This window comes from Comamonas sp. C24C (assembly GCF_053345995.1).
The window spans coordinates 83,591-108,677 of record NZ_JBKFBC010000002.1; the positions used below are offsets into that span (position 1 = coordinate 83,591).

Below are 25,087 nucleotides of genomic sequence, written 5' to 3' on the forward strand. Positions count from 1 at the left end.
CAGAGCCGCTGTCGGGGAGAACACCATGACCGCAGAGGAACTGTCTGCCATCGGTGTCACGCCAGACTCCATTTCGCAGGCGGTTCTTGGTGCTTCTTGTTCTTGGGTTGCCGCTGTCAATGATGAGGTCGTCGGCTTCGCGATGGTGGACTTGGAAAGCGCATGCCTGTTTGCGCTATTTGTACTGCCCGAGCATGAAGGATGCGGAATCGGAACGGCTCTCGCCCATGCTTGTGAGCAAGCCATATTTCAGCAACATGCATCAGCCTGGCTTGAGACGGCCAAAGAAAGCCGAGCTGCGCGTCTCTATCGTTACCTCGGATGGGGCGATGAAGTCGATATTGGGAGCGGCGATATACGGCTGAAAAAGCGGCGCGCATAACTGCTTGAGGTTCGGAGCAGGGGGCTTGCTGCCAGAACCGCCGCAGAGCTTGAGGCTTCAGACTCAAGAGGGCCCATTTGTGGCCCGCCGGGAAGTGCTAGTTTTTATGTTTCAGCCACATCCCCAACTCTTTCCTTACGGCGACCACGGGTTTCAAGCGCTCGCCATCGAGCGTCAGCTCGTAATCGACCCGAACGGGAGCACTGGGCCACACCGTTCTTTTGACCAGGCCTGACTCTTCGAGAGCACGCAGGTCCAAGGCACGAATTGGAGCTGGACTTCACACCTATCAAGGTGGACTACAAAACGCATGTGACCGAGGATGGGCGTAGCTTCCTGGACCTCAATCCTTTGGGTTATGCGCCATCTCTGGAACTTAAAGATGGCAGCTTGCCGCGTGAAGGCCCGGCCATACTGCAGTACCTTGCAGGCCTTAGCCCCATTTGCAGCTGGCTCCGTCATATGGGGCCATGGAGCGCTATCGGCTTCAAGAATGGCTCAATTTTCTTGACTTCTGAAATCTGCAAGGGATTCATACGCATGTTGCACGCCTACTGCCTCATCGCACAATGAGGGTCAAGGTTGATGCGTACCTCGACTCCGAGCGCGATGTTGCTGCTGACGCATTTTCAAGGAGTGCTGGCTTTCTGCGTCGACCCGGGCCCACATCTGAAGGAACGCGTCCAGCACGGGTTTCGATAGTTCCTTGTCTTCGATATAGGCAAGTTCGCGTTGCCGATATAGCTCCAGAACAGCGCGCAGCGTTTTGGGATCAGGGTGTGTGCTAATGAGGGCTCCCATGACTGTAAGGAACGCGGCCTGCATGCCCAGCGTGAATTCGCGCAGTTGTTCTAGCTTCTGGATCTGGTGTGGCATGGCAGCCTTGTCTGGTGATGGTTGTGTGGGAGCAGCCATCGTAGACTGGCGCAGGGTGGCCATCTTTGCCCGATCCTGTCAGCATGTCAGATGGTGCTTTCCACTTGACTTTAGTCACTGGGGGCTGTGTCAGGGGCCGCTATCACCACCGCCCTCGGTGTCCATCGGAATGCGGCGGGCACGCCGGCAGATGCGCGGAGGGGGTCGTCATCACCGCAGCCCTGCCGTGACCCTGAGCAGCCGCGAGATCGCGGAGTTGACGGGCAACCTTGCCGCCTGGCGTGCCGGCCCACGTACGGTGGGATGAGTTGCGCCAGATTGAGCGCTCCGGACAGCTGCTGATTCTGACCGTGCGCCGTGACGGGCTGCTGCTGGGCAGCGTGTGGCTGAACCTGTACTAGGACCTGAATACCGGGGAGCCGGTGGCCTGCGACGACATGCTGTTTATGGAGCAGGGCGTGCGCTGCGGAATGGTAGTGGTGCACCTGTGGCGCTATGCCGAGCGGGTGCTGGCGCAGCTGGGGCACGTGCAGATGAGCTGTCATTCGCGCAAGGCCAACAATGCCGGCCGCCTGGCGTGGTTAGTGGGCGGAGGGATCACCCACACAGGTTTCTCGAAGCGGATTGGCTGCGGCCAGGAGCGGGCGCAGCGCGCCGGGAAGGGCTGAGCAATGGGAAAGTGTACCAAGGTCGACCTCAGTGGGCAAAATGCAGCCGCGCTGATGCAAGCGCGACAGTCCAAGGAACAATTGGAATGGGCGAAGCAGATTTACGGCGAGACGGCCGATGAACGCGCAATGGCCACGGCGGTTGCTGACCAGGTATCCCGTTCGCAACTGGAAGCCCAGAACCTGCAGAACAAGGTGGGTGTGTTGTATGTAGTTGCCGAGAAGCTGCCGGAGCGATTCACTTGCCCGTAGGTGTTTGATGAGGTGGCACCAGTTTGGCCAATGATGGGGATAGACGAGATTTGGCTTCGCCGTTGTCGATGCTGTAGTTCATCAGTACCGCGTATTTTGCATTCGACATGTTTGTCTCAGGCAGCCCAGCTTTGGTCAAGCCAGAAGCCAGGGCCTTTGCATAAGTCCTGTATTCCAGATCAGCTTTTTGTTCTGGGTAGGGAACCATGGCAAAGGCGCACCTTTGACCGCATCGAGCTCATGAAACGCGGACACCTGTGAGCAAGCCGTGCAGCCGCACCCTGCAAGAACGATGAATGCGCCAGTAATGGCAGCGATCTGAAAAGCTCTCTCTCGTCCCTCCTATGTGACGTAACGTAGCAGAGCATTTGCCATCTACTTTGGCTTGCAGGGGAAGACATCCTGCAATGCCACCGCGACCAGCCGGTTGGCATGCATGTGCCTAAGCTGCGGCTGGGCGTAAAGCACTATAGGAATGATGTCCAAGATTTGGTCGCGTGTGACGTCATCTGGTATGCAGATGATTTTGGACGACACCAGTGTCTCGGCAACTCCTAAAACATACCCGCGAGCAATATTGGCTTGTTGGCTGCCCGCCGCAATACCCGCTTGAGACTGTTTTGCTTCAGAGAGCCATTGATGCAGTTCATCCCCTGTGATCTGCTGCGCATGCAAATGTGGGCCACAGAGTAATGCGACCAGTAGAGCGGCGGTTCCTTGAAAAGCTGTCATCTCTCTTATTTCTCCGATGCGAAGGAATGTTGCAGAGGGGCCGGTAGCTGATGTGATCCCCTGCTGCCGAGGCGGCGAAGAAATAGCCGCTACTGGCTTGTCAGACTGAGGTATCGCTGCTCTGGTCTGACAGAGTCATTGGTGGTGCATTGGCCCGATAGCGTGTACTCGATGACTCGGCCGTCTTTGATGGAGAAGAGGTTGTGGCAGACAAGCTTGTCGTTATCGACGCAGCCACCAAAGAAGGTCGTGCCGCTGCAGTACGCGCCCCGCTGGGTGTTGACGTAGTCGCGCACTTCAATGTCAGGTGCTGAGGTGCGTGTGGTCATGGGCATGGAGGAGAAGGCCGGATGGGTGTCGAGCGCTTGTACCGGCATCCCTTGCCAGCTATCGAGATCGGCTTGTCGAACCACGGGCTCGATCGCGCAGCCGGCGAGAACTGCAGCGGCCACGCCTGCCACCGCAAACTGAAAAGCGCTCATCTGTCCCAGTCCTCCTCTGCGAAGGAATGTAGCAGAGCGACTCTGACGCGAACCCCCTCCGGAGAGGGGTAGCTGCGCGCGATGAAGTCAGTACGATGCCTGCTCACACTTGAGGAGATGAATGCTCATGAAAGCAGCACTGATGGTTTTGGCCGCATCGATGTCGGCAGGCATGTTTTTTTCTGCACATGCCGATGATGCAAAAGCAGCCGTAGCTTCAGGAACGATCAACATGGCCGCGAGCATGAATGAGCTTGCTCTGGCTTGTGGGCACATGAGCGCCCAGGATGTGGAGGCTGGCCGTATCAAGCAGCGCGACGCGGCGATCAAGGATCTCGGTGTGACTCCCACCGGCTACGACAAGATGTATGTCGGTTACGCATCCGACTTCAAGAAGAAGTGGGGCACCTTGACTGCGGCAAAACAGAAAAGCACCTGTGATCAGATGAAGCGCTAGCCGCGCCCTGACACCCTGTAACCAGGCCCGCCTCGGCGGGCTTTTTGCATGCTCTCATCCGTGGTGTATGCGCGCTCTCAATAGCCTTCGACCAGAGGCATTTCCGTCCCATCGACCGCAATCATCACACCCGTGGTGTTGGCATCGATTTCAATCGGAACGCCCCACAGCTCATTGGGCTTGCCAAAGGAGTTGACGATGTTGAACTGCCGTAACTCTTCCGGCGGCATTTTGATGAGCTTGGGATAGGCGTTGTTGTGGGCCTTCCAGTGCCTCAGGAAGGACTGGCAAACGCGCTTGTGGACGGTGTGGATCGGTGATTCATCGGTCATGGCGCGATTGTCTCAGAGGAGGCGGCTGCGCCATGGCGTCTAGCTGGAGCTGACCAAGAATCGTCATCCACGGCTGGACCTAAGTGCGGCCTGATGCAGACGGCTTGTCTGAGACTCAGAGCTTTCCTCTACGCAGTTTTTCCAGCTCAGCTCTTTCCTTGGCTAGCTTGGCTTCACGATCTGTGATCTTGCCAGCTTTACCTGTTTCTCGTGCATCGTCGAGATCACGTTGCCGCTTCTCCACCTTTCTCTCTTGCTCGGCAATTCGTGCAGCATGCTCTTGCTCGAGTTTGGCGTCGCTGCAATGAGCTTGGTTTTCGCGCAGCGCCTTCTCCAGGCCACGTACACGGCTCACCTGGCCCTTGGCTTTGGCATATTCGATGTCACGTGAAATTTCCGCCCGTTTGCCTTCGCAAGTGGCTTGCACGGATTGCGCCAGTGCAGCTTGGGCGGCCAAGGCGGAAACAGCGATTGCGATCAAAGTGACAGAAGTGCGCATAGGGCTTCATTTCGATAAGTTGGGCTGCCCATGATGCCTCAAGGCATACAGATTCATACGAGCATGCGCGTAACAGCTCCTCCTCGGCCCTCTGGAGATTGAGAAAGACAGCTCCGGGTCGAACTGATACGGTCACCTAACGGCCCCAAGCAGCCACCTGACGTGCATACGTAAAGCGGCTGTCCCGTAGCCCGATATCAACCCCAATCGTGCATGGTAATAAGTCAATGATTCAACAGTTATTGTATTATTGATCTATGCAAGAAGATCAAGTAATTCGTTCTCTATCCGCTTTGGCCCATGAAGCACGTTTGCGCGTCTTTCGTGCGTTGGTAGTTGCGGGCCCAGAAGGTCTGACACCCAGCGCATTGGCTGAGCAGTTGGGTATTGCTCCCAATGCACTGTCATTTCATCTGAAGGAGTTGTTCCACGCCGAACTCGTGAGTCAGGAGAGGCAGGGGCGCAATGTGCTCTATCGCGCTGCGTTCCCCGTCATGAATGGTCTGCTCGCCTATCTCACCGAGAACTGCTGCCAGGGCGCAGCATGCACCCCAGACACTGCGGCTTTATGCCATTGCTGAAGCGGTTGTTGCGAGGAACAGTTCAATGTTGACGGCCATTCTGATTTTCATTTTCACCTTGACGCTGGTCATCTGGCAGCCGCGCGGTCTTGGCATTGGCTGGAGCGCCTCGATTGGAGCCGGTATCGCGCTGCTGCTGGGGGTTGTGCACATTGCTGATATTCCAGTGGTCTGGCATATCGTCTGGAATGCCACGGCAACCTTTGTTGCCGTCATCATCATCAGCCTTTTGCTCGATGAGGCTGGTTTCTTCGAATGGGCTGCATTGCACTTTGCCCGCTGGGGTGGCGGCGGCGGAGTCAAGCTGTTTGCTTTCATCGTGCTGCTGGGTGCCGCCGTTTCGGCCCTGTTTGCCAATGACGGAGCCGCCTTGATTCTCACGCCCATCGTAATGGCCATGCTGCTGGCGCTGGGCTTCTCTGCGGCGGCAACGCTAGCGTTCGTAATGGCCGCCGGGTTTATTGCCGACACTGCGAGCCTGCCGCTGATTGTCTCCAATCTGGTGAATATCGTCTCCGCCGATTTTTTCAAGATCGGCTTCAATGAGTACGCATCGGTGATGGTGCCGGTCAACATCGCCTCGGTCCTGGCCAGCCTTGGGGTGCTGCTGCTGTTTTTCCGACGCGATATTCCCGCCGCCTACGATGTGGCCCAGCTCAAACAGCCGTCGGCTGCGATCAAGGATCTGGCCACCTTCCAGGCTGGTTGGGTAGTGCTGGTCTTGCTGCTGGTCGGCTTCTTCGTACTGGAGCCTCGGGGAGTGCCCGTCAGTGCCGTGGCCGCGGTGGGGGCAGCGATCTTGTTGGCTGCGGCCGCGCGTGGTCATGCCATCAGCACCAGGAAAGTGCTTCATGGAGCTCCATGGCAGATCGTGGTGTTCTCGCTGGGGATGTATCTGGTGGTCTATGGGCTGCGCAACGCGGGCCTTACGGATTACATCGCCGTGTTGCTGAATCAATTTGCAGCCGGCGGCGTGTGGACCGCATCGCTGGGCACAGGCGTGCTGTCTGCGGTGCTGTCTTCCATCATGAACAACATGCCCACGGTCCTGATTGGAGCCTTGTCGATCGATGCATCCACGGCCAGCGGAACAGTCAAGGAGGCCATGGTCTACGCCAATGTGATTGGCTGCGATCTCGGCCCCAAGATCACGCCGATTGGCAGCCTGGCCACGCTCCTCTGGCTGCATGTGCTCGTCAAGAAGGGCACAACCATCGGCTGGGGCTACTACCTCAAAGTCGGTGCGGTGCTGACCATGCCTGTGCTGCTCATCACGCTTGCAGCGTTGGCCCTGCGGCTCAGCGTGGCGTCCTAAGTCTTTGCAACGGAAATCTACGCTATGAGCGACATCACGATCTACCACAACCCTGCTTGCGGTACCTCTCGCAATGCTCTGGCCCTGATCCGGAACAGCGGTGAAGAGCCCACGGTCATTGAGTACCTCAAGACGCCACCTGATCGTGCCACGCTGGTGGGGCTGATCCAAGCCATGGACATGCCTGTGCGCGATGTGTTGCGCCAAAAAGGTACGCCGTATGACGAGCTCGGCTTGGGCGAGTCCAAATGGACGGACGAGCAATTGATTGATTTCATGCTCCAGCACCCCATCCTGATCAATCGTCCGATAGTGGTCACCCCTTTGGGAGCTCGCTTGTGCCGTCCCTCCGAGGTTGTGTTGGACATCCTGCCGAAGCCGCAACAGGCTGCATTCTCCAAAGAAGACGGTGAGGCCGTCATTGACTCGAAAGGAAATCGAATTGGCAAGCTCTGATCTACCGAACCTTGACCAACAAGTGTTTGAGAAGCCCAGCCTGGAAGGCCTGTTGCCTGCACAGCATGCGACGCACGCGCCGCGCATTCTGCTGTTGTATGGCTCGGTTCGTGATCGCTCCTATAGCCGACTGCTGACCGAAGAGGCGGCGCGCCTGCTGCGCAAGATGGGCGCCGAGACCAGGATTTTCGATCCGCGTGGTCTGCCGCAACCCGATGGAGCCCCTGACGATCACCCGAAGGTCAAGGAACTGCGTGAGCTGGCTGTATGGGCCGAGGGCATGGTCTGGACATCTCCAGAGCGTCATGGTGCGATGAGCAGCATCCTCAAAGCGCAGATAGACTGGATTCCCTTGTCCGCTGGTGCAGTGCGGCCGACGCAAGGCAAGACATTGGCGGTGATGCAAGTCACGGGAGGCTCGCAGTCCTTCAATGCGGTCAACCAGATGCGGGTGCTGGGTCGCTGGATGCGCATGATCACCATCCCCAATCAGTCCTCCGTTGCAAAGGCATTTGCCGAATTCGATGAGGCCGGCCGGATGAAGCCTTCTTCATACTACGAGCGAGTGGTGGATGTGATGGAAGAACTGGTCAAGTTCACTCTGCTGACGCGAGACTGTTCGGACTACCTGGTGGATCGCTACAGCGAGCGCCGTGAAAGTGCTGAAGAGCTGTCCAAACGGGTCAACCAGCGAAGCATCTGAGCGACACCGGCGTATAGACAAAAGGCCCTGGATTTTGCAACCCAAGGCCTTGTATCGTTTGGTCGGAGCGGCGGGATTCGAACTCGCGACCCTCTGCTCCCAAAGCAGATGCGCTACCAGGCTGCGCTACGCTCCGAAGGGTGTTAATGTAGCGCTAAATTGGGTTCGGAAATCCGAAATTCCTATTTCAATATGACGCAAGATGCACTTTCGACGGTGTCTTGCGTTGCATCACATGCCGCTTGTTGCGCTGATGCTGTGTCGGATGGTGTCTGTCGCTGCGGCAGAAATAGCACCAATTTCGCACCGACGCCTTGTAAGCCGCTTAGAATGAGAGACTAACGCGGGTTCAATTCCCGACAACCATTTTCAACAACCCAGCTTTGCTGGGTTGTTTCAGTCAAACTGCCCGTAGCTCAGTTGGATAGAGCAACAGCCTTCTAAGCTGTGGGTCACAGGTTCGATCCCTGTCGGGCAGGCCACATGAAAAAAATCCATTCATGCAATTGCATGAATGGATTTTTTGTTTCTGTATCAGCGGTTTGCCGCAGAGTGTTTTGACAGCTCTGCGGGCCTGGCTTACGTTTTTATTCCATTTCTTCTTCAAAAACGACCGACGGTGCGGCGACGACACGTGCAATGTCTGTGGGGGCCGTAATCAGGCTTTTGCTTACATAGCTGAAGGGTGTGTCGGGCTCCAGGGCTGCAGTCGCCAAATGGGCTTTTGCCTGGTTGAGCGTGATGTAGTAGCTGCCCATGGGCGCTTCAATGGCGCCGCGCGTCAGCACGGGGGTGTTGCTGCCGGAGCGAGATGGAGTGTAGTTTTCTGCAAGCATCTGGCCAGATTCCGCAATCTGCATGACTTGCACTCCCTGCAGGCGTAAGCGGTCAACGGCTCGCCCGGAGTCAGCCGACAGCCAATAGCCGCACGGGCGGGGACGGCTTTGTTCGGGCTTGATGCTCAACGACGAGTTCCAGTCCACACGAGCCTCAATTTCCTGACCGGAGTCGGCCCGCAGCATGTGGATGGTGCGCTGCTCGGGCGTTTGCCTGGCCTGGATGGTCAGGGTGTTGCGGCAAGCGAGAGCGGAAATGTCGCGGGAGACGAAAGACTCGACCTGCTTCAGATTTTTCGATTTCTCGGCCGTTGCACGCAGTGCAGCCGTTGCCGCAGTGACCAGACTGTGCACGCGACGCTGAATGTGCAGGCGGTCCAGATCGGAGCCGCGGCTGGCGATGAGCAGGGCAACAGAATTTTTCAGGCTGCTGGTGTTGGCGAGGGTGTCCGCAGTCAAGTCGGCCATGGACAGCGACTTGTCCTCAGGCTGAGCGCTGGGCTGAAAAAACCATTCGTTGCTGAGCTCTGCCTGCTTGAGCGCGTTGCGTACAGGCAGGCTGAACCACTCTCGTGCAGCCTTGTTGACGAACTCGTGTGCATTGGCCGTGGCAGCGGGTTGCAGCAGAACGTCGTAGCGCTGCACAGCTTGAAACTTCTGCAGCAGCGTGCCTGCCGCAGCGAATTCACGCAAGTCAATCACAGCAGCCGGGCGGTAGTTGCGGGTCAGGCGAGCGAGGGCCTGTGCTTCCGGAGTGCTGAGCAGCAGATGATCGTGAACAAGGTCTGTGCCGTCTGCCGTAACGTGGCTGGCCGAGCCTGCCGCATCAGGGTTGGCTCGGGGCAAGATGATGATGTTGATCTGTTGCAGCAATGGCGCCAGCAGGCCGCCCTGGCCCAGTTCGCGTGCGACGACCAACAAGGCTTCTGTGCTGGCAGGTTCGTCGCCACGCTGGCCGCCGACCAGCAGAACAGTGGGTTTGCCATTGCTGTTGATGGCTGTTGCCTGCGTGCTTTGGCCCTGTGTGGCAATAAGGGCTTGAATCGGCAGCCCTCGTTGAGAGGTGCCGATGGTTACAGTGGACAGCTGGGAACCGTTGCCAGCTTTGCTGCTCACAGATTGCAGCCATGCAGAAATTTCTGTCTGTGTGCTGAACTGCTGTCGTCCGTTGCCCAGACCCGGTGTGTCATAAAGAGTGGTGGGGTCGGTGAAGCGAGACTCAATGGCAGGGTTATAGGGCAGTGATGTGAGCTGTGGCGCAGGGGGAACCGGCTGGCTGACCGTTGAGGGAGGCGTAGGGGAACTGGCCGTTGGGGCACTCGTAGTCGGTACCGGGCCTGACATGCCAGTCCAGGGCTGCAGCTGCACATTGGCACAGGCCGTCAACAGCACTGCCGAGCCCACTGTCGTCAGCTTGAGCATGCTTTGAGTCCAGACGGACTGCGTGCGCTTGGCATGAGAGAAAACAGGCTTGGTTAGAAATGTCATAAGTTCAACGCAGATAAAAAGAACATGCCAAGAGCGAAAGCCCAAGCTTCGCACATCTGGAGCCCATATTAGGTCGGCTGGCTTGCGATCGGCTGTCAGCGGGCAGCGATGCTGCAGCTGGAAAAAACAGAAGGGCTGCAATATTGGAGATTGCAGCCCTTCGGGACGGTGGGTTGAAGGCGATTTCACACCTTCAGCCATGGAGGCCGTGGATTAACGGCTGTAACCGCCGCCAAAGCCTCCACGGTTTCCACCGCGATTGCCGCCTCCACCGAAGCCACCGCGACCGCCACCAAAGCCGCCACGGCGACCACGGTCAGCCATGCTGTCCACGCTGGTGCGCATGGGATCGGGCTGGCCACCGGCATTGCTGCCGCGCGCGCCATTGTGGCGGGCATGGCCTTGCTGCGTGCCCAGGTGCGCATCGGCGCGAGGGGGCTGGTCGTCGTAGCGGTTGCCGCGTTCGCGATCACCGAACTGGCGGGCGCCGCCGCGCTTGGGAGCACGCTGCTGATCGTTGTTGCCCTGGGGGCGTGGAGCGCGGTCGCTCGGGCCGAAGGAATTGCTGCGCTCGCCGTTGCGCTCTGTGCCGCGATCGGAGTTGCGTTCGCCGCGTTCGGCAGCTTGCTGGCTCTGGCCGCGCTGGTTGTTGACGCGGTTGTTGCTACGGGGCTTGTGCTGGCGTGGGGGGCGTTGCTGTGCTTCACCTTCTGCTTCGCCTTGCTGGGCATCTGCAGCAGCAGGGCGACGGCCGCCGCGGCCACCGGTGGGCGCCTTGTTGGAGCGGATGCGCTCCATCATTTCCTGGCGGGCCGCCTTGGCAGCTGCCTGCATCACATCGCGGCTGGGAGGCTTACCTGCGCCACCCCACAGGGTCTGGCGGCCCATGGCGATGGGCTCGGCGATTTCACCTTCTTCAGGGCCAAAGCCTTCGATGGGCTGAACCGGAATCTCCTGCTTGGTAAAGCGCTCGATATCCATCATGAAGCCTTCTTCGTCCATGCAGACCAGGCTGACTGCATTGCCTTCGCGGCCTGCGCGGCCCGTGCGGCCGATACGGTGCACATAGTCTTCCGAGATATTGGGGATCTCGTAGTTGACCACGTTGGGCAGTTCGTCAATGTCGATGCCGCGGGCTGCAATATCTGTAGCCACAAGCGCTCGCAACTCACCCGTTTTGAAGCCCTCCAAGGCTTGGGTGCGGGCACTTTGGCTCTTATTGCCATGCAAAGCCATGGCGGAGACGCCGTTCTTGGTCAGGTATTCGGCCACATTGTTGGCGCCAAACTTGGTGCGAGTGAAGACCAGCACCTGGCTCCAGTTGTTTTCCTGAATGATGTGCAGCAGCACCTGCTTCTTCTTGCCGCGACCCACGGGGTGGATCACCTGCTTGATGCGCTGTACGGTGGTGTTGCGCGGCGTGACCTGGATGGACTGGGGGTTGCGCAGCAGTCCGTTGGCCAGTTCACGGATTTCATCGCTGAAGGTGGCCGAGAACAGCAGGCTTTGCTTGTCCTTGGGCACCAGCGCCAGCACCTTCTTGACGTCATGGATGAAGCCCATGTCGAGCATGCGGTCGGCTTCGTCCAGGATCAGCATTTCGACTGTGGACAGGTCCATAAAGCCCTGTCCGGCCAGGTCAAGCAGGCGGCCGGGCGTGGCGACCAGGACGTCCACGCCTTTTTCAACGCGGGCGATCTGCGGCTTCATGCCCACACCGCCAAAAATCACGGTCGAGGTGATGTCCAGATACTTGGCATAGCCACGCAGGTTTTCTTCCACCTGGGCTGCCAGTTCGCGAGTAGGGGTTAGCACCAGGGTGCGAATGCCCTTGCCGCCAAACCTGTTCTTGGGCGCAGTGCCGCTTGCCAGGCGCTGCAGCATGGGCAGCGTGAAGGCGGCTGTCTTGCCGGTACCGGTCTGGGCGCCGGCCAGCAGATCGTGCCCTGCGAGAACCAGAGGGATGGCTTGTGCCTGAATGGGGGTCGGGTTTTCATAACCCTGTTCTTGCACGGCCTTCAGAATAGCTGGGGCCAGATTCAGTTCTTCAAATGTCATTGTGATCAATTGCGCCAATCCTGGGCGCGGGGTATCAGCCTGTCATGGCACCCGTGGGGTGCCTGGCCAGTTGTAGGCAGATAAGTTTGCGTTTGTTGGGAGCTTGGAAACGCTTCCTTTGTCCCCAGCTGAAGTGCTGCTGCAGCAGGCAACTGGACGCCTGTTGCGAGGGGTATTGTCGCATGCACCGATAATCATGGTTTGATTGCCGTGTAAAGCGGCACACTTTTTTGCATAAATCCAAGTAACTCAAAGCATTTCGGACATGGCTCAATACGTTTTTTCGATGAACCACCTGACCAAGACTGTGCCGCCCAAGCGCCAGATCTTGAAGGATATTTCACTGAGTTTCTTCCCGGGCGCGAAGATCGGCGTGCTGGGCCTGAACGGCTCTGGCAAGTCGTCGCTGCTGAAGATCATGGCCGGCGTGGACAAGGAATTCGAAGGCGAAGCCATCCCCATGGCCGGTCTGTCCATCGGTTATCTGCCGCAGGAACCCCAGCTGAACCCCGAGCACACCGTGCGCCAGGCCGTGGAAGAAGCCATGGCAGCGGTGAACAACGCCAAGGCACGTCTGGAAGAGGTCTACGCCGCATACGCCGAAGAAGACGCTGACTTTGACGCACTGGCCGCCGAGCAGGGCGAGCTGGAAGCCATCATTGCTGCCGCTGGCACCGACTCCGAGCACCAGCTGGAAATCGCTGCCGATGCGCTGCGTCTGCCCGCCTGGGATGCCATCGTGGGCCAGCTCTCCGGTGGTGAAAAGCGTCGCGTTGCGCTGTGCAAGCTGCTGCTGTCCAAGCCCGACATGCTGCTGCTGGATGAGCCGACCAACCACTTGGACGCTGAATCCGTGGACTGGCTGGAGCAGTTTCTGCATCGCTTCTCCGGCACCGTGGTGGCTATTACCCACGACCGCTACTTCCTCGATAACGCCGCCGAGTGGATTCTGGAACTGGACCGTGGACACGGCATTCCCTACAAGGGCAACTACTCCGACTGGCTGATCCAGAAGGGCAACCGCCTGGAAGCCGAGCAAAAGGGCGAAGAAGCCCGTGCCAAGGCCCTGAAGAAGGAACTGGAGTGGGTACGCCAGAACGCCAAGGGGCGTCAGGCCAAGTCCAAGGCCCGTATTGCGCGCTTCGAAGAGCTGAGCGATTACGAATACCAGCAGCGCAACGAAACACAGGAAATTTTCATTCCTGTGGCCGAGCGTCTGGGCTCCAAGGTCATCGAGTTCACCAATGTCTCCAAGTCCTTTGGTGACCGCATGCTGATCGACAATCTGTCGATGAATGTTCCTGCAGGTGCCATCGTCGGCATCATCGGCCCCAACGGCGCGGGTAAATCGACGCTGTTCAAGCTGATCGCGGGCAAGGAGCAGCCCGATTCCGGCACGGTGGACATCGGCCAGACTGTGAAGATGGCCTTTGTGGATCAGCATCGCGACGAACTGTCCAACGAGAAGACCGTCTGGGAAGACATTTCCGGCGGTCTTGACATGATCAACGTCGGCAAGTTCACCATGGCTTCCCGTGCTTATGCCGGTCGCTTCAACTTCAATGGGCAGGACCAGCAGAAAAAGGTCGGCAACCTCTCCGGTGGTGAGCGTGGCCGTCTGCATCTGGCCAAGACCTTGATTCAGGGCGGCAACGTGCTGCTGCTGGACGAGCCCTCCAATGACCTGGACGTGGAAACCCTGCGTGCGCTGGAAGATGCGCTGCTGGAATATGCCGGTACCGTGATGGTCATTTCGCATGACCGTTGGTTCCTGGACCGTATTGCCACGCATATCCTGGCCGCTGAAGGCGACTCGCAATGGGTTTTCTTTGATGGTAACTATCAGGAATACGAGGCTGATAAAAAGAAGCGACTGGGCGAAGAAGGCGCTGCACCCAAGCGTGTTCGTTACAAGGCGTTGAAGTAAGCGACAAAATGATTCCAGCCCCGGCTGGAACGGGTATTCTTAGGGGCTATGAGCCTCGCACATGCATCCGTTTCCGTGCTGCGCACCTGCCTTGTCCAGGCAGTGCGTGGCGCTGATGCATTTGCGCTGCGATTGTTGCAGCGCACCGAATATGCGTTGGAGCAATCGCTTTCAACCGGTTTTCACTCTGCAAGGCGCGATGTGCTTGGCGCGGCGCTGCATAATCTGCAGCAGCACCGGGCTTCGGTGATCAGCAGCTTTCCGCAGAATTTGCTGGAGGCGCTGGTACTGTCAGCGCGCCAACCTTTTTCCTTTTCTGCGCAGACGCTCGATACAGTCAATGGCAGGCTTTTGCCATTGGCGGCCATGGCTGAGTCAGCCAATCGTCAGCTTAAGGCCGAGCACAAGCTGGTGCAGATGGTCGAGCCTCAGGTCGAGCTGGCGCTGGCCGATCTGGACGCGTTGATGAGCGGCGCTCAGGGGCTTGAGTCTGCGCGGCCCGAGTGCAATCCGCTGCGACTGCAGAACTATGTACGTGCTTTGAGCCAGTCGCTGACGGCCGTGCAGCCTGCCACCGAAGTGGCCGATTGTTGGCATGAATTCATGTCGCAGCAACTGGGCTCCATTCTGGCTTCCGAATACTCCCGCACCGCCAATTTGCTGCGCCTGCATGGGGTGCAGCCTGCCCGCTACGGTGCGGATGGCGACACCCGGTCCCAGTGCCTGCTGACCCTGCGCTTGCTGCAGGAACTGGCGTCGGATCTGCGCTGGATCGACGACTCGCGCTGCACCGTGCCGCAGTCGTTGACGGATTCCATGCTGGGGAGCTGGCCCGAGACCGAGCCCGCTGCCATGGCACCCATGCATGACCTGGGCTTGGAGCCCGGATGGACTTCGTACTCGGCCAATGCCTTGCAGACATCGCAGCAGCCCTGGGTACCGAGTGTGCTGGGGGGGCTACGCCCAGCGCAGCCCAGCCAGGCACCCAGCGCCCTGATTCAGATGCGCACGCTGCATCGCATGATGAGTCATATGACCAGTGACGGTCGTCTGCTGCCGCCCGTGCAGCGGATCTTGCTGCAGCTCGAACCCGTGTTGAGCCAATTGGTGTCTCAGGACGCAGCGTTCTTTGAAGATCGCTTGCATCCGGCGCGGCAACTGCTGGATGAACTGACGGCTCGCAGCCTCTGGTTTGCCAGCGAATCTGCTTTGGGGTTTGCTCATTTCATCGCCGTGGCCGAGGTTGCGGCGAACCAGCTGACCGGTGCAGGGGCCGCAAGTGCCAACATGTTTGCCCAGGTGCTGCAATTTGTGCGCGAGCAGTGGCCCCCGGAAGGTCGCATGAGCCACATTGCGGCATTGAGCCAGCAGGCCGAAGCCGAGCAGTCCACGCGGCCAGGGCTGATGAGCTCGGCGCTGGGGCTGCTGGATGGCAAGATCGTGGGCTCCATCGAACGGATCAAGCCCGATGCTCTGCAACTGGCGCAGATGATTCGCAGCCTGCCCAGTGCCAAGGGCGTGCCCGAAGATATTCTGGATTTTGTGACCGGCCCTTGGGCCGGCGTGATTGCCCAGGCGCAGCAGCGAGCCGAGCCAGGGCAGGAGCGCGACCCGGGCGGCTATCTGGCACTGGTGCCCAGCTTGTTGTGGAGCGTGTCTCCGCAGGCTGCCCAGGATGTGACGCGGCTGGTGGAGCTTGCGCCCAAGCTGCAGCGCCGTCTGGCGCGGGGCTTGCGCAGCGTGGGCCGCACCGATGTCGAAATTGCTGCGCTGGCGGCGCGTTTGGGCAGTCTGCAGCAGCGGGCGCTGGATACGGCCGAGGCCGCGAATCGGATCGGCTCGAACGACCTTGTCAGTGCGGGCGTACCGGGTGAACCGCCGAGTGTGCTGGCGGGCCAGGAACGAGCCGCGGAAACCGTGCGCACAAGGCTGGATATCACCTTGCCGGTGCTGACAGACAGAGTCGAAGATATGCCTGCGGTGACGGTGGCGCAAGAAGCGCAAACCCGGGCGGCATATGATTCTTCCAGACCTGTCTTCAAGACAACGCCGCAGAAGACGGTCGGTGCCGCCGTGCTCAAGCCTGAAGCCGTGGCATCCAGCCCGATGCCCGCGCAAGCCGTCATGGGCCAGGGCAGACCTGAGGAGGCTGTCGAATGGCCTTTGGGCACCTGGGTGGAGCTGTGCAACGAGCGTCAGCAACTGCGAACCAAGTTGACCTGGGTCAGTCCGCAGCAAAGCCTGTTTTTGTTTACTGCCGAGGACGGAAGCACCCAGTCCATGACGCGGCGCATGCGCGACAAGTTGCTGATCCAGGGGCAGCTGCGGCGACTTGAGGCGATTGCTTAGCTTGCTGCACGTAGATCCTGATAGCTAGGCAGCGTTGCCTGGCCTTCGATCCGCACCGATTGGGCGAGCAGGACAGCGCGCGCGGTGGCTACGGCCACGGCTTCGGCGGCCAATGTGCTCAGCGTCATCATTCCCAACGACTTGCCACTGCGCGCCGTACCAAGGGCGAACAGGCTGTCGCCATCGCTCATGGTGTGCACGGGGTTGATGGCACGTGCCAGGCCGTCATGAGCTACCACGGCCAGGCGATGGGCCTGAGCCTTGGTGATGATGGCGTCGGTTGCCACGACGCCAATCGTGGTGTTGCTGCCGGCCAGAACCGGCCTGGGTTCCTCGCCCGCCAGCAAGGCATCGCGGGTGCCACGCAATTGCAGGCCGTCTGCCGTGCGTGCCCCGGCCAGCAACTCGCCGTTGAAGGGGTTGAATACATCGCCCAAGGCATTGCAGGCAATGATGGCTCCCACAGTGACGCCATCGACGGTAAAGCTGGCCGTGCCTATGCCGCCCTTCATGGCGCGTTCATGGCCGAAGACCTTGCCCACCACGGCGCCTGCGCCGGCGCCTACGCTGCCCTCGGCGGGGCGCACTTTGCCTGAGTCTGGCCCCGCATTCCGGCAGGCGGCATAGCCGGCCGCAGCATCGGGGCGTATGCGCATATCGCCCATCATCACGTCAAACAGCACGGCTGCCGGCACCAGCGGAATCCGGCCCACGCCGATATTCAGGCCCGCGCCTTGCTCTTCCAGCCAGCGCACGGCCCCTGTGGCCGCGTCCAGCCCCCAGGCGCTGCCGCCGGCCAGCATGATGCCGTGGACCTCCTGCACCAGATTGCTGGGGTGCAGCAAATCGGTCTCGCGCGTGCCAGGGGCTGCGCCGCGCACATCCACACCGCCCACGGCACCTTGAGGACAGAGCACGGCCGTGCAGCCCGTGGGGCGGCGCGGGTCGCTGAAATGGCCGATGGAGATGCCTTGCACGCGAGCGATATGGCCGTCATGCGCGAGCAGATCCTCGATGGTTGAAAAAGCACTCATGCCGCTACTCCTTGAACTATTTATATGCTTTTGTGGATAAACAGATGGGTTTTTATTCTTTAGGGTTTGCCCGTGTAAGCTTCATACTTACTACATTGTTGCAGTCCGGTAAACAAATGAGAACCGTGCTGCCCACGCGCATCCAATTCAAGGAGTGATCCATGCCCGCCCATTTTTCCTTTGCCGCCAGCCGCCGTGCCGTTCTGGCCACTGCCGCAGTCGCATTGCTGGCGACCGCCGGTGTGCCCGCTCTGGCCCAGGACCTGGCCAAGAAGAATCTGCTGATTGGCGCCACCGCCGGCTCCAATTACGACCTGCTGCAAAAAGGCATAGTGCCCCAACTGCAGAAAAAGGGCTACCAGATCAAGCTGATCGAGTTCAACGACTATGTGCAGCCCAATCTGGCGCTGTCCGATGGATCGCTGGATGCCAACTTCTTCCAGCATCGCGCCTATTTCGACCAGTTCACTACTGATCGCAAGCTGGCGCTGAGCGCGATTGCGCAAGGCCCGGTGGCACCCATGGGCGTGTACAGCAAAAAGCACAAGTCTCTGGCCGATATCAAGAGCGGCGCCAAGGTGGCTCTGCCCAATGACCCCAGCAACCTGGCGCGTGCATTGCTGGTGCTGCAGCAGGCCGGCCTCGTCAAGGTCAAGGAAGGGGTGAACCCGGCCCGTATCTCCGAGCTGGATCTGGCCGCCAATCCCCACAAGCTCAAGTTTGTGGCGCTGGAGGCAGCCCAGTTGCCCCGCGTGCTGGAAGACGCGGACTATGTGGTGGTCAATGGCAACTTTGCCGTTTCCTCGGGCCTGAAGCTGAGCGAAGCCGTGGTGCTGGAAAAGACTCCCGATCTGTATCTGAACGTCGTGGCCGTGAAGACCGGCAACGAAAACAGCCAGTGGGCCAAGGATCTGGCCGCCGCCTACCGCTCGCCTGAGTTCAAGGCCGTGGTGGACAGCCAGTTTCCCGGCTACTCCAAGCCTGCCTTCCTGAAGTGATCGGGCTGGACTGAAGACGCCAAGGGCCGCAATGCGGCCCTTTTTTCATGCCCGTGGATTGGCTGGTTTTAGATGAAAAGCAAATAAGAGCATGGGTTTTTATTAGTTGGAATTTGCCTCCGCGGTCTGGATACTGCAAAGGCCTCTGCATGCTGCAGAGCCAAACCTTTCGCATCAAAACTCAGTACATCGACGAGGAGCAAGCATGACCCACCTTTTTTCCGCGGCACGGCGCCGCCGCAGTCTTCTGGCCACCACTCTGCTGGCAGGCGCTGCACTGGTTATGGGCGTCTTGCCAGCGGCGGCCCAGGACGCGGGCAAAAAGCAATTGGTGATTGGCGGCACGGCAGGCTCCAACATTGATCAGCTGCAATACGGCATCGTCCCCATCCTGCAGAAAAAGGGCTACAAGGTGCGTCTGGTGGAGTTCAACGACTATGTGCAGCCCAATCTGGCCCTGGCCGATGGCTCGCTCGATGCCAACTTCTTCCAGCATGAGGTCTATTTCAACCAGTTCAAGGGCGACCGCAAGCTCGATCTGACGGCCCTGGTCCAGGGACCGATTGCTCCCATGGGCGTCTACAGCAAGCAGCGCAAGAGCCTGGCCGAGCTGAAGGAGGGAGATCGTATCGCCCTGCCCAATGACGCCAGCAATCTGGCACGGGGCATTCTGCTGCTGCAGCAGGCCGGACTGGTCAAGCTCAAGGAGGGCGTGAACCCGCTGCGCGTGTCCGAGCTGGATCTGGCCTCCAATCCCAAGAAGATCAAGCTCGTGCCCCTGGATGCGGCTCATTTGCCGCGTGCGCTTGATGATGCGCAGTACGCCATCATCAATGGCAACTTTGCGATTTCGTCCGGCCTGAAGCTGTCGGATTCGGTGCTGCTGGAAAAAACGCCCGAGCACTATCTGAACATCGTGGCTGTCAAGACCAAGGACAAGGATGCCCAATGGGCCAAGGATCTGGCTGCAGCCTACAAGTCCGCCGAGTTCAAGGGCGTGGTGGACAGCAAGTTTGCGGGTTATGCCAAGCCCGCATTTTTGCAATAAGTCTCAGCCGACAAGGGCCCGAACCTCGTTTTCCAGATGGCGCAGCGCACGCAGCTCGATCTGCTGCAGCTGCGTTTTCTGCGTTTCGGGCAGGCCTTGCAAAAGCGCGGCGGCGCCAAAGTCGCTGAGCACGGCCTGCCCGGTCTGCAGATTGCACAGGATGTTGTGGGCGTACAGATCTCCATGCAGCAGACCACGGCCGTGCAGATGGGCGATGGCGGAGCGTATGCCTTGCAGCAGCTGCTGGGCCTGGTCGGCTTGCAGGCGCAGCTCGGGGTCATAGACATCACGTGTGCAGCTGTCGAAGCTTGGCGGCCCGGCCAGCGGCTGCATGGCGGAATCCAGCAGGGGCAGGGCCGTGGCCATTTGCCCGTCAGGAGCGCCCAGAACCTGCGCCAGTGGCGTCAGCAGATGAGGATGCTGTCCTGCCGCAATGCCTGCTGCCAGTTCGGATTGCGGCGTACCGTCGCTGGTCTGGGCGGCCTTGAAAACCTTGAGTGCCAGCTCCTGTCCGTTGAGGCTGGCGCGGTAGATATGGCCGCTGGCGCCTTCGCCCAGCTTGCCGGCAATCTGCAAATTTTGATAGAAAATGGACTCAATCCCATGCCCTGAAAGCGTATCCAGCTCCTTTTTTTGAGTCATTGGATTACCTGCCAGCGCCAGCCACGCCAGGCGAGGAAGCCGGAAGATGACTTCAGGAGCATCTTCGAAACGGTTGCTTGCAATGCGCAGCAACTCCAGCGCCTGGCAATGCTCAAGGCTCTGGGGCAACTGCCTCAGCTGGTTGCACGACAGCATGAGCTTTTGCAGACGCGTGCATTGGCCCATGGATTCGGGCAACTGGTGCACGTGGTTGTCCGTGAGAATCAGCCAGCGCAGGCGCGCCGGCAGGCTGTCCTCTGGCACATGCGTGATGCGGCACGCCTTGAAGCCCACCATTTCGAGTTGCGGCATTTGGCCCAGCACGCGGGGCAGTTCGCTGAACGGATTGTTCGAGGCAAACAGAATGCGCAGCCGCGTAAAACGCGTCAAATCATCGGGCAGGGTGCTGAGCTGGTTGCCCGAAAGATCGAGGATCTCCAGCGTCTCGGTCAGTTGATAAAGCGCGGCGGGGAACTCGGTCAGCCCATCGCTGAGCCTGATATGGTGTGCGCGGGCCAGTGAACCATTGGCCAGCCCGGAGTGAAACTGTTCTAGCGTCAACATAGGACGCGCAGTCTAAGCCCCGCGCACGAAATGCACAGAAAACACGAAATGCCTGCATGAAAATCTTCAAAGACCTGCCTGCGCTGGTGCAGGCATTGCCCGAACTCGCGCCGAGCGACTGGGTGGATCTGCCTGCCGATGCCGCTGCCCAGCTGGAGGCGCCAAATCAGTCCCCGCCAGCAGATCTGCTGACACAGCCTGCCTTGCGCTTTGTGGTACGTGATGCGAATGAGGTGCAGCGCATGGGCTATGTGCCGTGGATGCCGGTGGCGGTACTCGCCCAGATGCACTGGCCTTCCTCTGCGGACGCGATGGCATGGTCTTGTTTTCTGCAGGCCGAGTTCGGGCGCAGCCAGCGCTTTGTAGAAAACCATGATGTGTGGGTTGAGGCCGATGTGCCGCAGCCGTATTGGCTGACGATCAATGCCACGGCAGAGCAGCGACTGGCTTACTGGTACCAAGGCCTGCAGGCTCATGCCTGGATGGATGAAGAGCCGGCTCAAGCCAAGCCCTTCAGCCGGGCCGAGCTGCGCCTGTGCGAATGGCGCCTGGGTTGCAGTCTGCCCCAGTCCTTGCGCGACTATCTTTTGCAGCTCGGTGTACTGGACTGGGCCGAGCGCTTGCTGAGTCCGCGCTTTGATCTGATGGCGCCGGATGCAGACATGGATGCCATCGGTCCGGTGCAAGTCGTGTTCCCAGGCATCGTCGATATCGTGGAGATGAGTGCACCGCAACAGGCGCAGGCCTTGATGGCGCAGTTGAGCGAGCTGGTGGTGTTCGGGGACTACCTGGGCAATGGCAATCTCTGGTGCTTTGACCGTCGCGATGGCTCTGTCTGGTATCTGGACCATGACAGCAGCCCTTTGCTGACCCGTATGTTCGACGATGCGGGCGACTATCTGGACGCGCTGGCCTTGATGTCGCTATGTCGCAGTCACGCCGTGGCCCAGGGGCGGGGTGATGACGATGAACAGGCCGAGGTGTTGCTGAGCGAGCGCTTAGGGCAGGCACTGGTCCGGAAGTGGATGTACTGAGATGAGCATGAAGCTGCTCAAGGCCGCTGAAAAAGGCGATATCGCTGCGCTGGAACTGCGCCTGAAGGATGGTGAAGATATCGCCTATGTGCAAAAGAGCACCGGCCTCAATGCGCTGATCACGGCTCTCAATTGCGGCAACGATGCCGCCGCGCGATGGCTGGTGGAGCAAGGTAGTCCGCTGGATCAGGTGAGCCTGACAACGGGTATGAGCGCCACCGCCTGGGCGGCCTTCAACGGGCGCACAGAGATGCTGCAAGTGCTGCGCCAGGCGGGGGCCGACCTGGACAAGACCGGGGATGACAAAGGTCGCACGCCATATCTTTTGGCCGTGGACCATGGCGCTTGGGCGGCAGTGCGCTGGTTCTGGTCGGCCGGCGTCGATATCCAGCGAAGGGATGCCCTGGGTCGCAATGCCCATGATCTGCTGGTGCACGGCGGTCGTGATGTGCCCGGGGATGTACTGGAGCGCGTGGCAGGCCATGCGGCAGTGCCGTCCACGGGATTGTGACGGGATGACGATGCCATCGACGCGTGGCATCGTCATCGTCTCAGCCGAGAGACCGCATCAGGACGCTGGCTGGATGCGGGTGATGATCAGCGAGCCATCCTTGTCCTCGGCATGGAACAACACCTTGTCACCGGCCTTGAAAGAGGCCGACTGTGCGGAGCCTGACAGCGCAAACACCATGGTCATAGGAGGCATGTCCAGGTTCTTGATTTCTTCATGGCGAATCGTCAGCTTGCCCGTGCGGGCATCGACACGGGTGATTTCACCGGCGGTCAGCACATCGGTCTGGCCAGCCGATGCGGCTGCCGAAGCATCGGCAATCGTCCCATGGCCTGCATGCGCCGAGTGATCCTGTGCGAAAGCGGGGGTTGCCAGTGCAATGCCGAGGCTCAGTGCTGCCAAAGTGGTGTGAAAGAAGTTTTTCATCTTGTTCTCCTGAATTGAGAGGGGTCAGCCGCGATAGCTGGTGAAGACGGAGGTGCTGACATCGCTGTTCATGAGGTTCTTGGCGACCAGCAGCACGTCGTAGGGGTCTTTGCGGCCACCGTATTCGGGGCCGTCCATGCCGGGGCTGCCAATGGGCATGCCCGGTACGGCGATCCCCAGCGCCTTGGGCTTTTGCTTCAGCAGCTTGAGCACATCGGCGGCTGGCACATGGCCTTCGACCAGATAGCCGCCCACGAGGGCGGTATGGCAGGAACCCAGGCGGCCAGGCAGGCCCAGTTTGGCGCGTACGGCGCTGTTGCCCACGTCGTGCACCTTGACGGCAAAGCCAGCCTGCTCCATCAGGGCAATCCAGTCTTTGCAGCAGCCACAGTTCGGGTCTTTCCAGACCTCCATGGCAATCTTGGCAGGAGCAGCAGCCATTGCTGGCAGTGCAGCCATGCCGGCAGCGGCGGCCAGCAGATGCAGGGCGTGGCGGCGGTTGGTGCTTGTCATCGGGAATTCCTTTCTTGCGTTATTCGGTGACGGTGATGCGCCCCGTCATGCCGGCCTGGTAGTGGCCGGCGATCAGGCAGGCGAAGTCGAAATCGCCTGCGCGGTTGAAGCTCCACACCATGTCTTCGGTCTGGCCTGCGGCGACATGAGCCATATAGGGTTCGGCATGCTCCATGCCGGGGTACTTGAGCATCATCTGCGCGTGCTCATCGAGCGATGTCCGGGTGCCCAGCACCATCTCGTGCATGAGAACGCCTTTGTTGACCACGCGCAGGCGCAGGGTCTCGCCCTTTTTCACACTGAAATGACTGGGGCTGAAGCGCATGTCGTCTGTCATCTGGATGGTGATGGTGCGCCGGGCCTCCCTGGCCTCGGCGGCAAGGCCCCAGGGCTTTTGTTCCTTGATCACGGGACCGCTGGCATGGGTGCTGTTTCCATGCGCAAAACTAGCGCCGGCGCTTGCTGCAAAAGCGCAGGCAGCTATGAAATGAATAGTCTTCATGAGAGTCTCCTGGCGTCAGTGCTGGGGGTGAGCACCTGTGGCGGGGCCGGTTTCGGGTTTGCGTACGGTGGCGGCACCGGGAGCGGTGCCCGGCGTGCTCTGGCGGGGGGCCTTGGCATCGAAAGGTGCGCCCTGCCATTCATAGGCCCGGGTTCCTTTGGGCTGCTGGTACCAGCCGGGGTCCTTGTAGTCGTTGACACCCAGGTTTTTGCGCACCTTGAAGCTGGTGAACATGCCTCCCATCTCGATAGGGCCGTAAGGGCCCTGGCCCGTCATCATGGGGAAGGTGTTGTCGGGCAGAGGCATTTCCATGGCGCCCATATCGCCCATGCCGCGCTCGCCCATCAGCATGTAGTCGGGCACGATCTTCTGGATTTTGCCCACCAAACCGCGGTGATCCACGCCGATCATGGTGGGCACGTCGTGACCCATGGCGCCCATGGTGTGGTGGCTCTTGTGGCAGTGGAAAGCCCAGTCGCCGGGTTCGTCGGCAATGAATTCGACCTGGCGCATCTGGCCCACGGCCACATCCGTCGTCACCTCGGGCCAGCGGGCGGACTTTGGCACGGGGCCGCCATCGGTGCCCGTGACCTCGAACTCATGGCCGTGGATATGGATGGGGTGGTTGGTCATGGTCAGATTGCCCACGCGGATGCGCACCTTGTCGCCCTGACGAGCCACCAGCGGGCTGATGGCGGGGAATGCGCGGCTGTTGAAGGTCCAGATATTGAAGTCCGTCATCTCGTTGATGCGCGGCGTCATGGTGCCGGGCTCGATCGCATAGGCGCTGAGCAGGAAGGCATAGTCGCGCTGCACCTTGTCGATCAGCGGGTGGGCTGTCTTGGGGTGGGTGATCCACAAGCCCATCATGCCCATGGCCATCTGTACCATCTCGTCCGAATGCGGGTGGTACATGAAGGTGCCCGGGCGGCGCGCCTCGAACTCATAGACGAAGGTCTTGCCTGGCGGGATATGGGGCTGGTTCAGACCGCCCACACCGTCCATGCCATTGGGTAGACGCTGGCCATGCCAGTGGATGGTGGTGCTCTCGGGCAGGCGGTTGGTGACGAAGATGCGCACCTTGTCGCCTTCCACCACTTCGATCGTGGGGCCCGGCGATTGGCCGTTGTAGCCCCACATATTGACGAAAAATCCGGGCGCCACCTCCCGCACCACGGGCTCGGCCACCAGGTGGAACTCCTTGACGCCCGCATTCATGCGCCAGGGCGTGGTCCAGCCGTTGAGCGTGACCACGGGTTGGTAGGGGCGACCATTGGGCGGCATCAAAGGCGCAGCCGTGTCGGCGCTGCCTTGCATGACGGGTTCGGGCAGGGCCGCCATGGCAACCCGGCTGACGGCCATTGAAGTGGTGGCGGCTGCCACTGCAGTGGCCGCGCCAGTGAAAAAGGATCGGCGTTGCAT

General features: G+C 59.9%; 29 protein-coding genes, 2 tRNA genes and 1 pseudogene. 16 read left to right on the forward strand and 16 right to left on the reverse strand.

The genetic code is table 11. From position 1 onward, the window contains the following. The first annotated feature begins 25 nt into the window (after positions 1-25). Positions 26-382: a GNAT family N-acetyltransferase gene (locus ACLBXN_RS04130; protein WP_447611248.1), complete on the forward strand. Its 357-nt coding sequence runs from the start codon at positions 26-28 to the stop codon at positions 380-382. 97 nt (positions 383-479) lie between these two features. Here ACLBXN_RS04130 and ACLBXN_RS04135 read toward each other — a convergent pair. Continuing rightward, a pseudogene (locus ACLBXN_RS04135) lies at positions 480-641 on the reverse strand (winged helix-turn-helix transcriptional regulator); the annotation flags it as partial. An 8-nt stretch (positions 642-649) separates the two neighbouring features. On the opposite strand from ACLBXN_RS04135, the gene ACLBXN_RS04140 reads away from it, so the two are divergent. After that, the gene (locus ACLBXN_RS04140; RefSeq protein WP_447611249.1) at positions 650-955 is read left to right on the forward strand and encodes a hypothetical protein; all 306 of its coding nucleotides are present in this window, start codon (positions 650-652) and stop codon (positions 953-955) included. Positions 956-958: 3 nt separating this feature from the next. On the opposite strand, the gene ACLBXN_RS04145 is transcribed toward ACLBXN_RS04140, so the two are convergent. Then, on the reverse strand, positions 959-1,321 hold the full coding sequence (locus ACLBXN_RS04145) for a hypothetical protein (protein WP_447611250.1): 363 nt from the start codon (positions 1,319-1,321) through the stop codon (positions 959-961). Positions 1,322-1,695: 374 nt separating this feature from the next. Here ACLBXN_RS04145 and ACLBXN_RS04150 point away from each other — a divergent pair, with 374 nt between their 5' ends. Beyond that, entirely contained in the window at positions 1,696-1,926 is a 231-nt protein-coding gene (locus tag ACLBXN_RS04150) for a hypothetical protein (protein WP_447611251.1), read from the forward strand. Positions 1,927-1,929: 3 nt separating this feature from the next. Next, on the forward strand, positions 1,930-2,178 hold the full coding sequence (locus ACLBXN_RS04155; RefSeq protein WP_447611252.1) for a hypothetical protein: 249 nt from the start codon (positions 1,930-1,932) through the stop codon (positions 2,176-2,178). Here ACLBXN_RS04155 and ACLBXN_RS04160 read toward each other — a convergent pair. The 3 genes from ACLBXN_RS04160 to ACLBXN_RS04170 form a co-directional block, all read right to left on the reverse strand. Then, positions 2,165-2,386, reverse strand: coding sequence for a hypothetical protein (locus ACLBXN_RS04160; protein ID WP_447611253.1), 222 nt, complete (start codon positions 2,384-2,386; stop codon positions 2,165-2,167). The genes ACLBXN_RS04155 and ACLBXN_RS04160 overlap by 14 nt on opposite strands. A 167-nt stretch (positions 2,387-2,553) precedes the next feature. Next, positions 2,554-2,910 (reverse strand): Rap1a/Tai family immunity protein, encoded by a 357-nt coding sequence (locus ACLBXN_RS04165; RefSeq protein WP_447611254.1) that lies wholly within the window; start codon positions 2,908-2,910, stop codon positions 2,554-2,556. An 89-nt stretch (positions 2,911-2,999) separates the two neighbouring features. Then, entirely contained in the window at positions 3,000-3,392 is a 393-nt protein-coding gene (locus ACLBXN_RS04170) for a hypothetical protein (protein ID WP_447611255.1), read from the reverse strand. Positions 3,393-3,519: 127 nt separating this feature from the next. Between ACLBXN_RS04170 and ACLBXN_RS04175 the strand changes: the two genes are divergently transcribed. Further along, positions 3,520-3,849 carry a hypothetical protein gene (locus ACLBXN_RS04175; protein ID WP_447611256.1) on the forward strand — a complete coding sequence of 110 codons (330 nt, stop codon included), beginning with the start codon at positions 3,520-3,522 and terminating at the stop codon, positions 3,847-3,849. Positions 3,850-3,926: 77 nt separating this feature from the next. On the opposite strand, the gene ACLBXN_RS04180 is transcribed toward ACLBXN_RS04175, so the two are convergent. Together ACLBXN_RS04180 and ACLBXN_RS04185 are read right to left on the reverse strand one after the other, a co-directional pair. Beyond that, positions 3,927-4,181 (reverse strand): hypothetical protein, encoded by a 255-nt coding sequence (locus ACLBXN_RS04180; RefSeq protein WP_043008969.1) that lies wholly within the window; start codon positions 4,179-4,181, stop codon positions 3,927-3,929. 115 nt (positions 4,182-4,296) lie between these two features. Then, the gene (locus ACLBXN_RS04185; RefSeq protein WP_447611257.1) at positions 4,297-4,680 is read right to left on the reverse strand and encodes a DUF1090 domain-containing protein; all 384 of its coding nucleotides are present in this window, start codon (positions 4,678-4,680) and stop codon (positions 4,297-4,299) included. Between the two features lie 257 nt (positions 4,681-4,937). Here ACLBXN_RS04185 and ACLBXN_RS04190 point away from each other — a divergent pair, with 257 nt between their 5' ends. The 4 genes from ACLBXN_RS04190 to arsH are packed head-to-tail and all read left to right on the forward strand — an operon-like array spanning position 4,938 to position 7,735. Continuing rightward, entirely contained in the window at positions 4,938-5,261 is a 324-nt protein-coding gene (locus ACLBXN_RS04190; protein ID WP_043008966.1) for an ArsR/SmtB family transcription factor, read from the forward strand. A gap of 25 nt (positions 5,262-5,286) precedes the next feature. Continuing rightward, positions 5,287-6,576: an arsenic transporter gene (locus tag ACLBXN_RS04195; protein ID WP_447611258.1), complete on the forward strand. Its 1,290-nt coding sequence runs from the start codon at positions 5,287-5,289 to the stop codon at positions 6,574-6,576. Between the two features lie 24 nt (positions 6,577-6,600). Beyond that, positions 6,601-7,032: an arsenate reductase (glutaredoxin) gene (gene arsC / locus ACLBXN_RS04200; RefSeq protein ID WP_447611259.1), complete on the forward strand. Its 432-nt coding sequence runs from the start codon at positions 6,601-6,603 to the stop codon at positions 7,030-7,032. Continuing rightward, positions 7,019-7,735 carry an arsenical resistance protein ArsH gene (gene arsH, locus ACLBXN_RS04205; protein ID WP_447611602.1) on the forward strand — a complete coding sequence of 239 codons (717 nt, stop codon included), beginning with the start codon at positions 7,019-7,021 and terminating at the stop codon, positions 7,733-7,735. The genes arsC and arsH overlap by 14 nt, the downstream gene beginning before the upstream one ends. A gap of 59 nt (positions 7,736-7,794) precedes the next feature. Here the strand turns inward: arsH and ACLBXN_RS04210 are convergent. Next, positions 7,795-7,871, reverse strand: a tRNA-Pro gene (locus ACLBXN_RS04210). A 269-nt stretch (positions 7,872-8,140) separates the two neighbouring features. Here ACLBXN_RS04210 and ACLBXN_RS04215 point away from each other — a divergent pair. After that, positions 8,141-8,217: transfer RNA gene (locus ACLBXN_RS04215), tRNA-Arg, on the forward strand. A 105-nt stretch (positions 8,218-8,322) separates the two neighbouring features. On the opposite strand, the gene ACLBXN_RS04220 is transcribed toward ACLBXN_RS04215, so the two are convergent. Beyond that, complete coding sequence (locus ACLBXN_RS04220) at positions 8,323-10,059, reverse strand: M14 family zinc carboxypeptidase (RefSeq protein ID WP_447611260.1); 1,737 nt, start codon at positions 10,057-10,059, stop codon at positions 8,323-8,325. Positions 10,060-10,272: 213 nt separating this feature from the next. Continuing rightward, positions 10,273-12,117, reverse strand: coding sequence for a DEAD/DEAH box helicase (locus ACLBXN_RS04225; protein ID WP_447611261.1), 1,845 nt, complete (start codon positions 12,115-12,117; stop codon positions 10,273-10,275). Between the two features lie 265 nt (positions 12,118-12,382). Between ACLBXN_RS04225 and ettA the strand changes: the two genes are divergently transcribed. Together ettA and ACLBXN_RS04235 are read left to right on the forward strand one after the other, a co-directional pair. Further along, complete coding sequence (gene ettA, locus ACLBXN_RS04230) at positions 12,383-14,044, forward strand: energy-dependent translational throttle protein EttA (RefSeq protein ID WP_019043963.1); 1,662 nt, start codon at positions 12,383-12,385, stop codon at positions 14,042-14,044. Between the two features lie 48 nt (positions 14,045-14,092). Further along, complete coding sequence (locus ACLBXN_RS04235) at positions 14,093-16,393, forward strand: DUF1631 family protein (RefSeq protein WP_447611262.1); 2,301 nt, start codon at positions 14,093-14,095, stop codon at positions 16,391-16,393. Here ACLBXN_RS04235 and ACLBXN_RS04240 read toward each other — a convergent pair. Continuing rightward, positions 16,390-17,427 carry a P1 family peptidase gene (locus ACLBXN_RS04240; RefSeq protein ID WP_447611263.1) on the reverse strand — a complete coding sequence of 346 codons (1,038 nt, stop codon included), beginning with the start codon at positions 17,425-17,427 and terminating at the stop codon, positions 16,390-16,392. The genes ACLBXN_RS04235 and ACLBXN_RS04240 overlap by 4 nt on opposite strands. 161 nt (positions 17,428-17,588) lie before the next feature. On the opposite strand from ACLBXN_RS04240, the gene ACLBXN_RS04245 reads away from it, so the two are divergent. After that, positions 17,589-18,425, forward strand: a complete 837-nt coding sequence (locus ACLBXN_RS04245; RefSeq protein ID WP_447611264.1) for a MetQ/NlpA family ABC transporter substrate-binding protein — start codon at positions 17,589-17,591, stop codon at positions 18,423-18,425. 205 nt (positions 18,426-18,630) lie between these two features. Continuing rightward, a complete protein-coding gene (locus ACLBXN_RS04250; RefSeq protein ID WP_447611265.1) occupies positions 18,631-19,473 on the forward strand; it encodes a MetQ/NlpA family ABC transporter substrate-binding protein in 843 nt (280 codons plus the stop codon). A 3-nt stretch (positions 19,474-19,476) separates the two neighbouring features. Here ACLBXN_RS04250 and ACLBXN_RS04255 read toward each other — a convergent pair whose 3' ends face one another. Then, positions 19,477-20,679, reverse strand: a complete 1,203-nt coding sequence (locus ACLBXN_RS04255) for a leucine-rich repeat-containing protein kinase family protein (protein ID WP_447611266.1) — start codon at positions 20,677-20,679, stop codon at positions 19,477-19,479. A gap of 56 nt (positions 20,680-20,735) precedes the next feature. On the opposite strand from ACLBXN_RS04255, the gene ACLBXN_RS04260 reads away from it, so the two are divergent. Both ACLBXN_RS04260 and ACLBXN_RS04265 read left to right on the forward strand, forming a co-directional pair. Beyond that, a complete protein-coding gene (locus ACLBXN_RS04260) occupies positions 20,736-21,713 on the forward strand; it encodes an SMI1/KNR4 family protein (protein WP_447611267.1) in 978 nt (325 codons plus the stop codon). A 7-nt stretch (positions 21,714-21,720) separates the two neighbouring features. Beyond that, positions 21,721-22,224: an ankyrin repeat domain-containing protein gene (locus ACLBXN_RS04265; RefSeq protein ID WP_447611268.1), complete on the forward strand. Its 504-nt coding sequence runs from the start codon at positions 21,721-21,723 to the stop codon at positions 22,222-22,224. Between the two features lie 57 nt (positions 22,225-22,281). On the opposite strand, the gene ACLBXN_RS04270 is transcribed toward ACLBXN_RS04265, so the two are convergent. The 4 genes from ACLBXN_RS04270 to ACLBXN_RS04285 are packed head-to-tail and all read right to left on the reverse strand — an operon-like array spanning position 22,282 to position 25,087. Continuing rightward, positions 22,282-22,650 carry a copper-binding protein gene (locus tag ACLBXN_RS04270; protein ID WP_447611269.1) on the reverse strand — a complete coding sequence of 123 codons (369 nt, stop codon included), beginning with the start codon at positions 22,648-22,650 and terminating at the stop codon, positions 22,282-22,284. Between the two features lie 24 nt (positions 22,651-22,674). Further along, positions 22,675-23,163, reverse strand: coding sequence for a DUF411 domain-containing protein (locus ACLBXN_RS04275; protein ID WP_447611270.1), 489 nt, complete (start codon positions 23,161-23,163; stop codon positions 22,675-22,677). A 19-nt stretch (positions 23,164-23,182) separates the two neighbouring features. Continuing rightward, positions 23,183-23,665, reverse strand: a complete 483-nt coding sequence (locus tag ACLBXN_RS04280) for a cupredoxin domain-containing protein (RefSeq protein WP_447611271.1) — start codon at positions 23,663-23,665, stop codon at positions 23,183-23,185. Positions 23,666-23,680: 15 nt separating this feature from the next. Then, entirely contained in the window at positions 23,681-25,087 is a 1,407-nt protein-coding gene (locus ACLBXN_RS04285; protein ID WP_447611272.1) for a multicopper oxidase family protein, read from the reverse strand.

Excerpts from the sequence above, each read along its gene's own strand:
- ACLBXN_RS04130 (WP_447611248.1), top strand. The coding sequence starts at position 26 with ATGACCGCAGAGGAACTGTCTGCCATCGGTGTCACGCCAGACTCCATT.
- ACLBXN_RS04145 (WP_447611250.1), bottom strand. The coding sequence starts at position 1,321 with ATGGCCACCCTGCGCCAGTCTACGATGGCTGCTCCCACACAACCATCA.
- ACLBXN_RS04150 (WP_447611251.1), top strand. The coding sequence starts at position 1,696 with ATGCTGTTTATGGAGCAGGGCGTGCGCTGCGGAATGGTAGTGGTGCAC.
- ACLBXN_RS04155 (WP_447611252.1), top strand. The coding sequence starts at position 1,930 with ATGGGAAAGTGTACCAAGGTCGACCTCAGTGGGCAAAATGCAGCCGCG.
- ACLBXN_RS04160 (WP_447611253.1), bottom strand. The coding sequence starts at position 2,386 with ATGGTTCCCTACCCAGAACAAAAAGCTGATCTGGAATACAGGACTTAT.
- ACLBXN_RS04165 (WP_447611254.1), bottom strand. The coding sequence starts at position 2,910 with ATGACAGCTTTTCAAGGAACCGCCGCTCTACTGGTCGCATTACTCTGT.
- ACLBXN_RS04170 (WP_447611255.1), bottom strand. The coding sequence starts at position 3,392 with ATGAGCGCTTTTCAGTTTGCGGTGGCAGGCGTGGCCGCTGCAGTTCTC.
- ACLBXN_RS04175 (WP_447611256.1), top strand. The coding sequence starts at position 3,520 with ATGAAAGCAGCACTGATGGTTTTGGCCGCATCGATGTCGGCAGGCATG.
- ACLBXN_RS04180 (WP_043008969.1), bottom strand. The coding sequence starts at position 4,181 with ATGACCGATGAATCACCGATCCACACCGTCCACAAGCGCGTTTGCCAG.
- ACLBXN_RS04185 (WP_447611257.1), bottom strand. The coding sequence starts at position 4,680 with ATGCGCACTTCTGTCACTTTGATCGCAATCGCTGTTTCCGCCTTGGCC.
- ACLBXN_RS04190 (WP_043008966.1), top strand. The coding sequence starts at position 4,938 with ATGCAAGAAGATCAAGTAATTCGTTCTCTATCCGCTTTGGCCCATGAA.
- ACLBXN_RS04195 (WP_447611258.1), top strand. The coding sequence starts at position 5,287 with ATGTTGACGGCCATTCTGATTTTCATTTTCACCTTGACGCTGGTCATC.
- arsC (WP_447611259.1), top strand. The coding sequence starts at position 6,601 with ATGAGCGACATCACGATCTACCACAACCCTGCTTGCGGTACCTCTCGC.
- ACLBXN_RS04220 (WP_447611260.1), bottom strand. The coding sequence starts at position 10,059 with ATGACATTTCTAACCAAGCCTGTTTTCTCTCATGCCAAGCGCACGCAG.
- ACLBXN_RS04225 (WP_447611261.1), bottom strand. The coding sequence starts at position 12,117 with ATGACATTTGAAGAACTGAATCTGGCCCCAGCTATTCTGAAGGCCGTG.
- ettA (WP_019043963.1), top strand. The coding sequence starts at position 12,383 with ATGGCTCAATACGTTTTTTCGATGAACCACCTGACCAAGACTGTGCCG.
- ACLBXN_RS04235 (WP_447611262.1), top strand. The coding sequence starts at position 14,093 with ATGAGCCTCGCACATGCATCCGTTTCCGTGCTGCGCACCTGCCTTGTC.
- ACLBXN_RS04240 (WP_447611263.1), bottom strand. The coding sequence starts at position 17,427 with ATGAGTGCTTTTTCAACCATCGAGGATCTGCTCGCGCATGACGGCCAT.
- ACLBXN_RS04245 (WP_447611264.1), top strand. The coding sequence starts at position 17,589 with ATGCCCGCCCATTTTTCCTTTGCCGCCAGCCGCCGTGCCGTTCTGGCC.
- ACLBXN_RS04250 (WP_447611265.1), top strand. The coding sequence starts at position 18,631 with ATGACCCACCTTTTTTCCGCGGCACGGCGCCGCCGCAGTCTTCTGGCC.
- ACLBXN_RS04255 (WP_447611266.1), bottom strand. The coding sequence starts at position 20,679 with ATGTTGACGCTAGAACAGTTTCACTCCGGGCTGGCCAATGGTTCACTG.
- ACLBXN_RS04260 (WP_447611267.1), top strand. The coding sequence starts at position 20,736 with ATGAAAATCTTCAAAGACCTGCCTGCGCTGGTGCAGGCATTGCCCGAA.
- ACLBXN_RS04265 (WP_447611268.1), top strand. The coding sequence starts at position 21,721 with ATGAAGCTGCTCAAGGCCGCTGAAAAAGGCGATATCGCTGCGCTGGAA.
- ACLBXN_RS04270 (WP_447611269.1), bottom strand. The coding sequence starts at position 22,650 with ATGAAAAACTTCTTTCACACCACTTTGGCAGCACTGAGCCTCGGCATT.
- ACLBXN_RS04275 (WP_447611270.1), bottom strand. The coding sequence starts at position 23,163 with ATGACAAGCACCAACCGCCGCCACGCCCTGCATCTGCTGGCCGCCGCT.
- ACLBXN_RS04280 (WP_447611271.1), bottom strand. The coding sequence starts at position 23,665 with ATGAAGACTATTCATTTCATAGCTGCCTGCGCTTTTGCAGCAAGCGCC.
- ACLBXN_RS04285 (WP_447611272.1), bottom strand. The coding sequence starts at position 25,087 with ATGCAACGCCGATCCTTTTTCACTGGCGCGGCCACTGCAGTGGCAGCC.